The organism is Parablautia muri (genome assembly GCF_009917485.1).
GTDB classification, from domain to species: Bacteria; Bacillota; Clostridia; order Lachnospirales; family Lachnospiraceae; genus Suilimivivens; species Suilimivivens muri.
The window spans coordinates 138383-152402 of record NZ_QZDT01000004.1 but is presented as its reverse complement, the minus strand read 5'-3'; the positions used below and the strand labels follow the sequence as shown (position 1 = coordinate 152402).

The 14020-nt window shown below is 43.6% G+C and carries 10 protein-coding genes; 1 reads left to right on the top strand and 9 read right to left on the bottom strand.

Annotated features, from left to right (window positions below; genetic code table 11):
• Positions 1–85: 85 nt before the first annotated feature.
• The 7 genes from D5281_RS04655 to D5281_RS04625 all read right to left on the bottom strand — a co-directional run bounded on the left by D5281_RS04655 (position 86) and on the right by D5281_RS04625 (position 9047).
• Positions 86–1492, bottom strand: a complete 1407-nt coding sequence (locus D5281_RS04655) for a UDP-N-acetylmuramoyl-tripeptide--D-alanyl-D-alanine ligase (protein ID WP_160558980.1) — start codon at positions 1490–1492, stop codon at positions 86–88.
• A gap of 154 nt (positions 1493–1646) precedes the next feature.
• Entirely contained in the window at positions 1647–2687 is a 1041-nt protein-coding gene (locus tag D5281_RS04650) for a D-alanine--D-alanine ligase family protein (RefSeq protein ID WP_160558979.1), read from the bottom strand.
• Positions 2688–2864: 177 nt separating this feature from the next.
• The gene (locus D5281_RS04645) at positions 2865–4412 is read right to left on the bottom strand and encodes a glycoside hydrolase family 9 protein (protein WP_160558978.1); all 1548 of its coding nucleotides are present in this window, start codon (positions 4410–4412) and stop codon (positions 2865–2867) included.
• A 46-nt stretch (positions 4413–4458) separates the two neighbouring features.
• The gene (locus tag D5281_RS04640; protein WP_160558977.1) at positions 4459–5661 is read right to left on the bottom strand and encodes an amidohydrolase; all 1203 of its coding nucleotides are present in this window, start codon (positions 5659–5661) and stop codon (positions 4459–4461) included.
• Between the two features lie 46 nt (positions 5662–5707).
• Complete coding sequence (locus tag D5281_RS04635; RefSeq protein WP_160558976.1) at positions 5708–6613, bottom strand: peptidoglycan DD-metalloendopeptidase family protein; 906 nt, start codon at positions 6611–6613, stop codon at positions 5708–5710.
• A 150-nt stretch (positions 6614–6763) separates the two neighbouring features.
• Entirely contained in the window at positions 6764–7765 is a 1002-nt protein-coding gene (locus D5281_RS04630) for a SpoIID/LytB domain-containing protein (RefSeq protein WP_160558975.1), read from the bottom strand.
• Positions 7766–7880: 115 nt separating this feature from the next.
• Positions 7881–9047 (bottom strand): hypothetical protein, encoded by a 1167-nt coding sequence (locus tag D5281_RS04625; protein ID WP_160558974.1) that lies wholly within the window; start codon positions 9045–9047, stop codon positions 7881–7883.
• A gap of 337 nt (positions 9048–9384) precedes the next feature.
• Here D5281_RS04625 and D5281_RS04620 point away from each other — a divergent pair, with 337 nt between their 5' ends.
• The gene (locus tag D5281_RS04620; RefSeq protein WP_160559009.1) at positions 9385–10218 is read left to right on the top strand and encodes a DUF368 domain-containing protein; all 834 of its coding nucleotides are present in this window, start codon (positions 9385–9387) and stop codon (positions 10216–10218) included.
• Positions 10219–10418: 200 nt separating this feature from the next.
• On the opposite strand, the gene D5281_RS04615 is transcribed toward D5281_RS04620, so the two are convergent.
• Positions 10419–12707 (bottom strand): hydratase, encoded by a 2289-nt coding sequence (locus D5281_RS04615; protein ID WP_160558973.1) that lies wholly within the window; start codon positions 12705–12707, stop codon positions 10419–10421.
• Positions 12708–12833: 126 nt separating this feature from the next.
• Positions 12834–13952 (bottom strand): hypothetical protein, encoded by a 1119-nt coding sequence (locus D5281_RS04610; protein ID WP_160558972.1) that lies wholly within the window; start codon positions 13950–13952, stop codon positions 12834–12836.
• Between the last annotated feature and the right edge of the window lie 68 nt (positions 13953–14020).

The window sequence follows — 14020 nt, the reverse complement described above, 5'->3', positions numbered from 1 at the left end:
TTTATGGTACATTTTGTGTGATATATTTTGTATAGATACGCTCTGTATAGATACACCTTGTATTATACACTTTGTTAACGGTTAGTCAATTATCCCTTTTGACTAAAAATTCTACCACTTTCTCAAATTCCATACCGTGGGATGCTTTCACCAATATGGTATCTCCTTTCTTAAGCAGCTTTGGTAATATCTGAATCATTTCATCTCTTTCGGCAAAATGATAAATTTCTTTCTTTTCCTGAGCGTCTGCAGCTTCTCTGGTATGGACAGCCTGCTCATACATATGTCCGGAAAGTTTCCCTGTACAAATTAATACATCTATTTTTTTCTTTACTGCATATGCGCCTACATCCCCATGCAACTGTTCCTGCCCTTCCCCCAGCTCAAACATATCCCCTAAAATTGCTACTTTCCTACCGGACGCCATGGAAAGCAAATCAATTGCTGCCTGCATGGAGCCTGGGTTTGCATTATAGCAGTCATCAATCAGGGTGCAGTCAGAAAGCGAAAGCACGTTACTTCTTCCCCTGACTGCTTCCACATTGGCAATTCCCTGTTTCACATCCTCCGCCGTAAGTCCTAACTGCATTCCCACACCAGCTGCCGCCAGTGCATTCAAAACCATATGAATTCCCGGCAGAGGAATCTCCACCTGGAAAACTTCAAGATTCGCATGGATGACCGCCTGAGAACCAAACAATCCCTTGTCAAACACATCTGATGCAAAAATTTCATTTTCAGGCTTTAATCCAAAATGAATCGGTTCATGATTTCCTTTCTTTTTTATGTGGCGGAGCATGTCATCATCCCCATTGACAAACACATAGCCTTCCGAATTCATATAGTCAAAAATTTCTGATTTTGCCTTTAAAATACCCTCCCGGCTTCCCAACTTTTCCAAATGGGACTGCCCGATATTTGTAAGTACACAGATATCCGGTTTCGCAATTTTGCTTAAACGATGCATTTCTCCAAAATCGCTGATTCCCATTTCAAGAACCGCAATCTCATGCTCCTGTCTGATAGAAAGGACCGTCAATGGAAGGCCGATCTCATTATTAAAATTCCCTGATGTTTTTAGCACCCGATACCTGGCTGAAAGCACAGAGGCTATAAATTCTTTCGTGCTGGTCTTTCCCACACTGCCGGTAACCCCCACCACCTTTACAGAAAGCTGTCTTCTGTAAAACTCTGCAATATCCTTTAGTGCCTGAAAGGAATCCTTCACCAGAATATATGGCACAGGGCAGTCTTTTTCTTCTCTTTCACATACAACACCTAACGCCCCTCCTTCCGTCACCTGCCCTATAAATCTGTGGCCATCCACTTTCTCACCTTTTGTAGCAATAAAAATGCCTCCCGGCTCTATCTTTCGAGAATCAATCACCACGCAGGAGGCTTCCTGAAAGTCCTCTTTTCTATGCCCACCCTCCGGCAGGTGTAAAGCACCCCCACAGGCTTTTGCAACATTGTCCAATGTCATATTTTTCATGTTTATGACCATGCTCCTTTCTCAACGTGCGAATTTGTGCGCTTAAGCACAAATTTGCAGTTGAAAGAATGCAATTCTTTCAACCTTATCTCCTCCGCATACCGCAAGCTTTGCCTGCGGTACTGCCACTAATAAAGAGTTTGCTCTGGGCAACCTATCGGACGGCCGCCTTCAGTATCCGTTCACACAGCTCATCAAAGCTCATTCCCAAGGCTGCCGCTTCCTGAGGAAGCAAGGAGGTAGGCGTCATTCCTGGCAGGGTATTTGCCTCTAAGCAAAACACTTCTCCATCCCTGTTCATCATAAAGTCCATCCTTGCATAATTTTTCAGACGCAGCGCCGTAAAAGCCTTCTCCGCATATTTTTGAATTTCTCCTGTCTTTTCAACAGGAAGCTGGGCCGGACAGGTTTCCACTGTTGCGCCTGGCTGATATTTATTCTTATAATTATAAAATCCTTCAAGGGGCGCAATTTCTATCACCGGCAGAGCCTTTCCCTCCATCACCCCCACAGAAAATTCCCGTCCGTCAATATACTGCTCCACAATCACCTCATCATCATACCGAAAGGCCTCTGCAAGAGCGCTTTCATATTCCTCCTTCGTCCTGGCAATACTCACACCTACACTGGAACCGCCACAACAGGCTTTAACAATACATGGAAAGGAAATCGTTTCCTTTTCCTCCTGACCTTTTTGAAAGCGTATGTATGCAGGCGTAGGAATCCCATGATAAACAAACAGCTCCTTAGAAATTCCTTTGTCCATAGCAAGTGCTGAGCTCACATAGTCTGTACCGGTATAGGTAATTCCCATAAGGTCAAAACATGCCTGTATTTTCCCATTTTCACCGTTTTCTCCGTGAAGGGCCATAAACACAGCGTCTGAAGCCTGGCAAAGTCTAATCACATTAGGCCCAAAAAAGTTTTTGTCACCATCCGGACGCATCGCCTTCACCTGATCAATATCCGGTTTCTGTTCGCTGATGCTTCCAAGCTCTCCTGCCCAGTCTCGCTCCTTTTCAAAAATACTCACTATATTATCCTGCTTCCCTTCCTCCCATTGATATCCCAAATACACATCCAAAAGGATTGCTTTATGTCCTTTGCTTTTAAGCGCACGGTAAATCATGACGCCAGAGCTTAAAGAGACATCTCTCTCCGTGCTGGTTCCTCCTGCTAATACGACTATCTTCATACTTTAACCTCCATTTGGCACAATTTCTTTCCATTTCGCTTTTTGCTGGTCAGCTTATGGAATTACAAAAAGTCTTACTATACTTTTAACCTTACAACCATAGGCCTTTATCTTAAAGAGAATATGGTGCCCCGTACTTTGCAAAAAATGCTCTTTCCAGTATAATCTCACAGACATTTAATGGTAATGTTCCCCTACAATTTCACTGAGCATAAAAATCAGCTTACTGTTTGCTTCGAACTGTTTCATAATGCCCATGCTCTCATCGATCGTTCTATAATTCCCCTCTCCCACGTTGTCAATGTAACTGATTGACTTTTCATTTCTTCCCAGGAAATAATGGAGGTGATTCTCAATCACACTGTCATACTCTTTATTTGTAATCATATGATCCACTGTTGTCAAATACATCATATTCCGCAGCAGTTCCTGATTGTCATTCCGGGCAGATTCTGTTCCTGCCAAAAAAAGGGTTCCCGATGCTTCCCTTGCGATTTTCTCCGCCCGCAGCATCAATGTATTGGCAATCTCCTCGCAAACCTCCAGCTTAACAGGCTGCTTTGTGCAAATATATGTGACGCAGCCTAAAAAAACCACATCATTCACATTTTCTCCGCAGGCTTCCCTGGCAAGATATCCGGTCACGTATTTGTGAAAAGATTGCCTTCCTTTGGCTCTGTAAAGCTCTGCCGCCGCCGCAAATCTCCATTCTTCTGCCTCCGCTTCCTCCTGCAAATTTAAGTCAGCATACTTCCATGCATATTCTGCTGCCGCTAAGCACTGCGCAGCATAGTTCCCATCATACTCCTGATAAAGATAGCCAAATTTTGCAAGCGCCATGGCAAAAGCCATGGTTGATTTCCCATCAGCTGGCTCTACACAAACCTTGTCTATGCCGTTTTGCTCATAAATCTCCACACCAGAATAAACGGCCCCCGTCTCCCCATCCTGCATCTTAAGCAGCCAGTCCGCTTCATATTTTATTTCATCCAGCAAATCCGGTATACCATTTCCGCTTTCCGGTATGCCAATCTCATCTGTAAAGGAATCTCCATATAGCTCATAAGAAAGCAGCATAACCCCAATACTTCTCGCCGCCAAGACTACATTCTTAGAGCCTTTTTCATCCTGATGCCATCCTCCGCTTACATCCAGGCTAACTGATTCATCCTCCATAAGCACTGCTTTTCCTGTATGACATGCGTTATGAGCCACCCCGTTTGCATATTGCTTTGTCAATGTCATCCCACATCGGTTATAATAATACTGCTTGCATGCTTCTTTAAAAATATTTTCATACAGCCCATCCTCAATCTGAAACGAATAAGACTGGCCTATCAAGGGTGCTTCTATATAATAAAGACCGGCCTCACATAACGCAGAAAAATCTCCATAGCTATTATATTCCTGCAGCCTCTCATCATATCCCTTGTTCTCTAAATAACCGGTAAATACTGTCTCTCCGGTGTCCTTCCTGATCACCTGAAATTCTTCCGGCAGCTTTTTTCCACAGAAAACAGCCACCTTTTTACCGTCCTTTATGTAGCCTAACTGATTGATAAAAATGTTGGCAGAGCTCGCAGGCACTTCATAAGAAAGCTCGGGCTCCGCCTCCATACTAGTAATTGTATTTTCCGTATCCGGTATTTCTTCTTCCTGTATGGCAGCACAGCCTGTCAATAAAAAAACAAAAAAGGCGGCTGCCATCTTTTTTATCCTGTGCAAGTTACACCTCCGCATATAACCCTACATCATATAAACTGCTATTACATTATACATTTTTTCCACAGGCAGGTAAAGAAAAGCTTTCATCCGCATAAACAACTTTTCCTGCGATCATTGTACACATAGTCTTTGCTGAAACTCTGATAGGAAGATCATCAAAAATTGCAATATCCGCATCTTTTCCTACCTCTAAACTCCCCACCCGCTCGTCCACCCGGCAAATCTCCGCCGGATAAATAGTGATAGCTTTTAACGCTTCCTCCTCCATCATACCTGCTTTTATTGCCAATCCTGCACAAATTGGCAGAGATTGTATCAGAGATACAGGATGGTCTGTGGTAATTGCTGTTTTTACACCTTCTTTATTCAAGATTCCTACGGTCTTAAAGGCCATATTCTGGACCTCTATCTTATTTCTGCTGGCTAAGTCCGGCCCCACAATTGCCGGGAAGCCAGCCTCCTTGATCTGCTCTGCAATCAAATGTCCCTCACTGCAATGGTCTAAGGTTATATCCAACTGAAATTCTTTTGCAATACGGATGGCTGTCTGAATATCGTCCGCCCGGTGCACATGCGCTTTCATTGGAATTTTCCCTTCAAATACCGGAAGCCAGCATTCATATCGAAAATCCTCATCTTCCCGTTTCATCCCTGCGCATTTTTTCTCATAATAGCGCCGGGCTTTGAAAAGTTCTTCCCGGAGCATAGCTGCAATTGCCATTCTAGTAGCTGGTGATTTCCCCTGCCCTGCATAATTAACCTTCGGATTCTCCCCAAAGGCAATTTTCATAGCTGCAGGTGAACGCACCAGCATTTTATCAATACTTCTTCCACATGTTTTTACAAAGGAAAAGGTGCCTCCCACCACATTTGCACTGCCTGGCCCTATCATTGCGGAGGTAATTCCTGCCCGCAGTGCATCATCAAAGGCAGCGTCCATAGGATTAATTGCATCGATAGAACGCAGATAGGGGGTAATGGGGTCCACCGTTTCATTGCAGTCATCCCCTTCCATTCCTTTCTTCTCCTCCGTAATTCCCATATGGCAGTGTGCTTCTATCAGTCCGGGCATTACCACATATCCCAAAGCATTGATAACCTGTGTCTTTTCTCCTTCCGGCAGCGGAAAAGGGGCGTTATCTTTCATAGGCCCCAATTCCTTTATCTTACCGTTTTCAATACACAAATACCCTTTCTCCCAGATCTCTCCGGTCATAGTCATTATTTTTCCGCCAATAATATAAATCATTTTAATCCCTCATGCCTGCCAATACCCACGAACTTGCGACAGCCTTCTAATTCAATTTAGCCAGTGGGTTCAGAGGATTCCCATCCTTTGTCAGTTTGAAATAGACATTAGTCCCTTCCACACTGTAATACTTGGTAGGCGCTGCCACTTCTGCAATGATATCTCCTGCCGCTACATAACTGCCCTCTGAGACAAGAATATTGGCAAGCTGTCCATAGGTAGCCTCATAGCCGCCCCCTAACTCCATGGTGACTCCATTTCCAATCTGCGGATCATGAAATACGGAAGTAACCTTGCCTGCAGATGCCGCTGTGATTAGGTCTCCTTCATTTGCCTGAATAATAATGGCCGGATTATATTTATACTGCTGAAGCGTTGGGAAATAAACTGTCTTGTCCATACTATAATTGACCAGTATGTTTCCCACCACAGGCCAGATCAGCGTATCAGAATCGCTGAAAGTAAGCGCTGGCTGCATTGCTGTAGATAAGGCAGTAGTATTTTCTTCCTCAATTATTTGTTCTGTTTCTGCGATGCCTTCACCTGTATTGCTCTCATCATCGCCCTGCTGCTTCTGTTCTTCATTGCTCTTTGTACTTCTTTGTTCTTCTCGCTGCTGCTCGGCTTCATCAGACATACTTGCGCTTTCCGACTGATCCGGATTTTCGACCTTCTGAGAATTTGTCTCCTGAAAATATGGGTCATAATCAAGGTCATCCGCCGTGACCACTTCCTGCTCCACGTCTTTCGTTTCGCCGCCTATTTCTTCCGCCTTACCTGCGGTCTTGCTGTTTTCAATAGCGCTTAAATCCACTACATATCCGTCTCCCTGATTGCTTTTATCCCTGCCAAGCCATAAACCCGTAGCTGTCAGGGAACCTAAAACAAGCACCGCTGAGGCAATCATAAGAAACCGTTCTCTGCCAAGTCCTCTTCTTCTATTTCTTCTCATCTTTTCCTCCATTCCGAAGCGTTTACGCAAGGCATCTTTTCCTATAGGAAGGTATGCCTTTACGTCACATTCTTGGTTATCTCCCAGAACTTGTTTACCATGTATTTACATGAGCTGTTCTTATGGATAGTTTTGCCCCTTTTTCCTTATTTATTCAAATTTTGTAATTGTTACATCCTTAAAAAAATAATTTAAAATATTAATATAGTCATTCCCCTCTTTCGCCATTTCATTTGCCCCAAACTGACTCATTCCCAGCCCATGTCCTGTGCCTTTTACTATAATCATCACCTGGTTTCCTTCTTTATTTAAATGAAAGCTGGCAGATGAAAGGTAAAAAGCATTTCGGAACTGTTCTCCACTTATATATCTGCCTTCTTTTTCTACATATAAAACATAATCTGCACTGTCCCTGTAAAGAGTAAACTCATCTAGTGCCTTTTCGGTGGTAATTTCTCCCTTTTCCAAAATCTCATCCTCCAGCATTTGCGAAGTATTCAAGCTTTCCCAAATTTCTTCAAACTCTCTTTCCGTATAAACCATCATACTGTTAAAATCTTCCGATAAAAAATCTCTTTCGCAGGATACGCTGGTCAAATAAGGGTATTCATCCAGCATCATTTCTTTTCCACTTCTAGTTTTTCCATTGCTGACGGCAAAATATGCCCCCCTTGCAGGCATACCTTCATATGTAATATATACTCCTCTTGTCTGCGTCACTGCTTCCAATATCTTATCTGTAATAGGGATTTTCCCATAATCCACATCTTCCACTTTGATTTCCTTTTCATTTTGTTCATCTCCTTCTGATAACAGATTTGAACGTATTAAGATGGCCTGCGCCTTCAAAGCCTCTGATTCATAAGTATTTTCCATACATCTCGCAAGCCTGTCTGCCACATAGTCCTCAAGCGGTATCCGTTCACTGCCAAACGAAGTTTCATTGCTGACAAAAACAGAATATACATCTTCCTTTCCCATCTCTGCAAACGATACCTGCTTTACATCACCCTCCTGCAAATTTCCAAAGAAGAACGTAATAAGATAAGTTGCTAATATAAAAAACAAAAAAACCGTACCAAGATTTCCAGGCGAAAATCCAGGTACGATTCTTTTTATTTTGACAGTTTGAAAAATTCTAAGTTTTTTCATAGAACACCTCCAGCCTATTTTATGCCGGAAGGCTCCCTTTTCATACCATATAAAAGACAATTTCTATCACTGCTAACTCTCATGCCGCTATCAATTGGAACAATAACTTCATAAGCTAGTTCGCCATAGCATACATCCACTGGGCATATTTACTCTGCTTTTTCTGGATATTTTCCTGCTTTTTCTGCTCATGCAGGGCCAAATCCACATGTTGAATGGTTCCCACATTGCCATTTTCATATAGGAAAACGCCTGTATTACGGATCACGCCCTTTGTCTGGTTATTTTCATCTGTAATGGAATAATTTGTAGAAGCATTTTGAAGACAGATTGCACCTACTCCTTTTTCAGCAAGCGAGTAAAGCTGCTGATTTCCATTCTCGTCCATAACCCAGATCTTAAGTTTATCCCAGATTGCATCTCCCTCATCTATAAAGCCATTGTGGTCTTCATCATAGGCCGCCAGGTCCGCAAACCCATTTCCTGACTTTGTACCAAAAAGCTCAGAGCCATCGTTGATAATGCCGTCCCCGTTTTTGTCAAGTGCAATAAATCCGCTTCCCGCGCCAAGGCGATTGATCTCATCTTCCTGTCCGTCCCCGTCAATGTCAAACTTAAAGGTCTGGTCGGACAGTTCCGGTATGTTTCCGTTCAGATTAATCACCAATGGATCACATAGGGGCGCCTGTGTGATGCTTGATGTCACCTCATAATACTCCTGAAAACTGCGGCTCATTTCCAGATTAAGATTAAAACTTATTTCCCTGCCATCTGCACATCTGACAGTTCCCTGGGTGGAAAAGCTTGTTTCCTCTGTTTCTGCATAGTAAGACTGGTTGCTTAGGGTAAAAGTTTTTGCGCCTCCCAAGGAGCCAGTATACAGATTCGATGAAGACATGACTTCACTTGCCCAGTTTCTTCTTCCCATTTTTCCTGGGAAAAGAATATCCATTAAATAGTTAATACACTGCTGCCTGATTTCCATTAACTGCTCCCGGGCGCTCGAAATCCCTGTCCCCTGGGTACTTTCTGATGCAATGGGTCTTATCTTGGATCTCATTTCCTCAAACGTGGATTGAAGGGTATCCTCCGGATTTTCCTTCTCTCCCATCTGTTTTTCACTTCCCTCCACATCAGTACCCAATGCATTTCCAAACATGGCGCCGGTTCCGCCCATAAGGCTCTGTCTACCGTTTGAAATCATAAGCTTGGTTACCCTCCCGGAAACGGAAGTGTACTTTCTGGTGGAATCCATTCCTATCGCGCTGGAATCTATTCGCATTCTTCCTCCTTCTTTCCGTCCCTTGTTTTTATTCTCACCTCCATGTTCGAAAAAAACAAAATGATACACAAAAGGGCTGTCCGTTTCCCTAAGGTATACCATCCGTGGTGACTTAAACAATATTTCCTGCTGGTATTCTGGCCATAAACACCTGCACTATATTTATCGACTGACCGTTCAATTAATTTAGCGTTTATGAAAATTTTACCGGTTGAGATGTAATGAAACAAGCCGTTTATGACATAAAGTCTAAGCAGCAGGAGCGTTTCATAAAACAGCTTATGTTGATACTTTTGTTTGAAAATATACGGTGATTAGGAGGATTCAATTGAAAAAGATGAAAAAGATGACACACTCTATCTTGCGTATTCCCTTTCATATTTTGCAGGGGGCATTCATTGGCTTAGGAGCCGTTCTGCCGGGCATTAGTGGAGGTGTGCTGAGTGTTGTGTTTGGTGTTTATAAGCCTCTCATGGAACTTTTGGCTAATCCTTCCCAGAATTTTAAAACACATGTGCCAAGGCTGCTGCCATATATTTTAGGTTATGTTATCGGCTTTATGCAGGTTGCCAATTTGTTGGCTTATTTTCTGACAAAATATCCGGGGTTTTCTATCTGTCTTTTCGTAGGTCTTATTGTGGGTATGCTTCCCTCACTTTGGCGGGAGGCCGGAGAGCATGGCAGATCAAAAGGCTCCTATGTCTCTCTGCTGCTTTCCATGTGCGCAGTATTTGCGCTGTTAATTGGCTTAAATGCTACTTTCATAAAAATTGTTCCGGGATTTGTCTGGTATTTGTTTTGCGGTTTCTGCCTTGCCCTTAGCATCATCGCGCCCGGCATGAGTTTCTCTACACTGCTGATGCCCCTAGGCCTTTATACGCCTTTTGTTGATGGAATCGGCCACTTATCCCCCGAAATACTTATTCCTGGAGGGATCGGAGGTTTAATCACGATTATATTTTTGTCTAAAGCTGTCAACGCACTATTTGACAACCACTATTCTATCGCCTTTCATGGGATTGTAGGTATCATGATAGCTGCCACGGTTATGATTATTCCATTTGACAGCTTTACCGTATCCACAACCAATTGCCTGCTAAATATATTTTTTCTGGCTGCCGGTGTCTTTATTGCTTCTTTACTGGATAAGTTAAACAGCCATATTGTCTAAGGCTATACAACAAACGCTGTCACGCTCCGCGAGTCAGCTTATTGTAACAAACGCTGCCATGTTCCGTGAGTCAGCTTATTGTAACAAACACTGCCATGTTCCGTGGGCCGGCTTATTGTAATAACAGAAGGCAGCCCTTCCGTAAACGGCTGGCTGCCTTCTGTTAAAATAATTATTTAATCTAAATTAAACTTTAGCTTTTACACTCTATTATAATTAATCAGACATCCTTTCAGAATAATCTGACGTTCCTCATCGGTCAGCTCTCCAAGTCGTAAAGTAAATTCCTTAAGTCCTGTTTCTCCCACCTGGTATGCCTTGATTTCATCTGCTTTTTCTTCCACTGCTTTTCTGATTCCGGAGAAGAAAAGATAATCCTTATTTTTAAAAGGAAGCTCACCTTCCTCAATCAGGAACGGAAGCATACCCCAGTTAATCAGGTTGGAACGGTATCGCTTGGTTGCATATTCGTTAGCAATATTTGCCCATCCGCCAAGCACCTTCTGGCAGGATGCCGCCTGTTCTCTGGCCGAACCATCACCGGGCTTCACCGCGAAAATCGTGGAGCCAAAGCCAACATTTCCTTTCCCCACGCCAGGGAATGCTCCTTCCACTACCTTCATAACTTCTTTCAGCTCAGGTTTGGCTTCTAGAGGACATTTTCCTTCCATAGCAGCCTTCTGGGCCACCTGAATATCCTTTGCAAGACCCACATAGGCAGGATCCTTCCTTGACAGGGTAAACTCTGCAAGTCCCAATGGATTGGAACGGTAGGAGGAGGTTTCTCCGGAAGGAATCAGCTCATCCGTAGTCGTTACCGGGTCATGAATTTCGGACACCACACGCAAAATCATATTTTCCGGCAGTTCTGTCATAGCCGGCCAATCCTTAATGTTAGGGCCAAACTGAATTTCCACCGTAGAATCTGCCTGGCCTTTTGAATCAAACACTCTGTTTTCATATATTTTCGCATCAAAATGATACTGATATTTGTTAATAGAACCGTCAAATTCCGTAGCCGCCGTAAGCACGCCTTTGTTTGCGGCAGTTGCTGCGATAGAGCGCGCGTCCATAAGCGCCACAGAGGAAATCTGTCCATTCTGTAGCTTAGAGCCCTCCCTATTGGGGAAGTTCCTTGTAGAATGACGGATACTGAACGCATGATTGGCCGGCGTATCCCCTGCGCCAAAGCATGGTCCGCAAAATGCGGTCTTCATAACTGCCCCTGTCTCAAGAAGTGCAGCTGCACAGCCGTTTTTGATAAGTTCCATGTAAACAGGCATGGAGGCCGGATACACACTTAAGGTAAATCCATCCGAACCAATATAAGCGCCCTTCATAATGTCTGCTGCCGCACAGATATTTTCAAAGCCGCCCCCTGCACAGCCTGCAATAATTCCCTGGTCTACCAAAAGCTTTCCGTTTTTCACTTTATTCTTGAGGGTGAAATCAACCGCACCATCTAAAGAAACAGCCGCCTTCTTCTCCACATCATCTAATATATCCATTAAATCATGATTCAATTCTTCGATTGTATAGGTATTACTAGGGTGAAAAGGCATTGCAATCATTGGCTTTATGGCACTTAAGTCAATGGTGATCATTCCGTCATAATACGCAGCTTGTCCGGGATTTAATTCCTTATATTCCTCCACTCTGCCATGAATATCATAATATTCTTTGATGGTATCATCCGTACGCCAGATAGAAGATAAGCAGGTGGTCTCCGTTGTCATTACATCAATACCGATTCTGAAATCAGCGCTTAAGGAAGACACGCCCGGACCTACAAATTCCATCACTTTATTTTTCACATAACCGCTGTCAAAGACTTCACCAATAATCGCAAGGGCTACGTCCTGAGGTCCTACCCCTTTTACCGGCTCTCCTGTCAGGTAAACTCCTACCACGCCGGGCATATTAATATCGTAGGTCTGGTTTAAAAGCTGCTTTACCAGCTCCGGTCCACCCTCGCCCATTGCCATGGTGCCTAAAGCGCCGTAGCGGGTATGGGAATCGGAACCTAAAATCATCTTGCCGCCGCCGGAGAGCATCTCCCTTGCATACTGATGAATCACTGCCTGGTGAGGGGGTACATAGACGCCGCCATATTTCTTGGCACAGGAAAGACCAAACATGTGGTCATCTTCATTGATGGTTCCGCCAACTGCGCAAAGAGAATTATGGCAATTGGTAAGCACATAAGGAACCGGAAACTTCTCAAGTCCCGATGCTCTTGCCGTTTGAATGATTCCTACGAAAGTTATGTCATGGGAGGTAAGCTTATCAAATTTGATTTTCAGCTTCTCCATACTGTCTGATGTATTATGTTCTTTTAAAATATTATACGCGATTGTCTCCTGTCTGGCTTTATCCTTTGTGGTGTCTAACCCTGTCTTCGCTTTAACCGCCGCAAGAGCTTCGGGTTCATCAGAAATAATTTCCGTTCCATTTACAAGATATGCGCCGCCGTCAAATACTGATATCATAATTTCATCCTCCTCCATTTTTCTTCATCTGCACAGATAGCCTGTTACCTTTAGCTACTTATTATAAAGTAAATACAACATGGTTGCAATTATTTCTTTCATCCATTATCTCAGGGCCTGTTTACATTATTCCCTCGGTATAACCACATCCTCCCACCAATCCGGCACGCGGTAGATAAATACGATCGCGGAGTCTGTCAGATAAAAATCTATATCATCCCATGTAGCAGTATCTGCCAGCCCCATTTTACTGCTGACTTCCTCTAAAATTTCCTGATCACTTTTCTCTAAAAACTCAGATGCCGTAACTTCCTTTCCGGTTCTACAATTGATGGTGATTCCATCAAATCTGGAATAGGGGTGCGTATTGCTCATATAAGGAATATCATTGTACAAAATACTGATGTAGTCTTTTCCGGCGTATTTAAGTCCTACCAGCTGCCAATAATCATAAGGGGTACCTGAATCTGGTTTGGCAGATTCGTCAAATTCATCAAATCCTGATTGAATCAGTTCTCCTGTCCTAAGGTACTGGGCTTCATATTCATCATAAATCTTTTCCAGTGTGACATTGACACGTCTCGAAAAAGTGTCGCTTAAATAAAAGCTCTCCATCATATAATAATAGGATACCTCTCCATCTTCTCCCTGAAATTCCTGCTTTTCTTTTTCCACCACACCATAATCTTCCGGCCGGTATGTTTTTGCTTCATCGTTTTTACACGGACTTGGATCTGCTGTTTTGACCGGAGAGGGTACCGGAGTTTTCTCCTGGTCCGCTCCTTCTTCCCGCATCAGTTCCCCTGTTGCATCCGGCGTTTCTTTCGGTGCTGAAGTTTTTGCGGGGCTTGGCGTTTCCTTCTGAGCCGGCGGCCTTGTTGGGCTTGCCATTCCTTCCATCCCTGGTGGCTCTGTGGGAACCGCCGTTTTTTCCGGTGCTGTTTCCTTTGCCGCATCCGGCGCCTCCTCTGTCATCCCGCCCGTAGAACCTATTTCTTCTTCCTCTGTTTCTAAAGAACTTGAAGTTGTCTCCTTAGTATCTTCAAAATCTCCGTTATCTTGAATCATACTTCCTCTTATGGCTGCAAACCACTCACTGACGCGCCCCTCATTCGCCATTTCCATTACAATTGACGCAAGCAGCATTGCCATAAAAACAACACCGGCTATGGCATGAATTTTTTTATGGGTTTTCATCCCAATGAGAAACAAAAGGATGCTCAATATGGCGAATAAAAGCCTCATATTTTTACCTCACGCATATCGCACCTGCGATACTATATCTGTAAGCAGTTTAAATGCTTAACGTAACA

What these genes read in the sequence shown, in the direction of transcription:
- D5281_RS04655 (WP_160558980.1), bottom strand. Translation starts at nt 1,492, where the DNA reads ATGAAAAATATGACATTGGACAATGTTGCAAAAGCCTGTGGGGGTGCT.
- D5281_RS04650 (WP_160558979.1), bottom strand. Translation starts at nt 2,687, where the DNA reads ATGAAGATAGTCGTATTAGCAGGAGGAACCAGCACGGAGAGAGATGTC.
- D5281_RS04640 (WP_160558977.1), bottom strand. Translation starts at nt 5,661, where the DNA reads ATGATTTATATTATTGGCGGAAAAATAATGACTATGACCGGAGAGATC.
- D5281_RS04635 (WP_160558976.1), bottom strand. Translation starts at nt 6,613, where the DNA reads ATGAGAAGAAATAGAAGAAGAGGACTTGGCAGAGAACGGTTTCTTATG.
- D5281_RS04630 (WP_160558975.1), bottom strand. Translation starts at nt 7,765, where the DNA reads ATGAAAAAACTTAGAATTTTTCAAACTGTCAAAATAAAAAGAATCGTA.
- D5281_RS04625 (WP_160558974.1), bottom strand. Translation starts at nt 9,047, where the DNA reads ATGCGAATAGATTCCAGCGCGATAGGAATGGATTCCACCAGAAAGTAC.
- D5281_RS04620 (WP_160559009.1), top strand. Translation starts at nt 9,385, where the DNA reads ATGAAAAAGATGACACACTCTATCTTGCGTATTCCCTTTCATATTTTG.
- D5281_RS04615 (WP_160558973.1), bottom strand. Translation starts at nt 12,707, where the DNA reads ATGATATCAGTATTTGACGGCGGCGCATATCTTGTAAATGGAACGGAA.
- D5281_RS04610 (WP_160558972.1), bottom strand. Translation starts at nt 13,952, where the DNA reads ATGAGGCTTTTATTCGCCATATTGAGCATCCTTTTGTTTCTCATTGGG.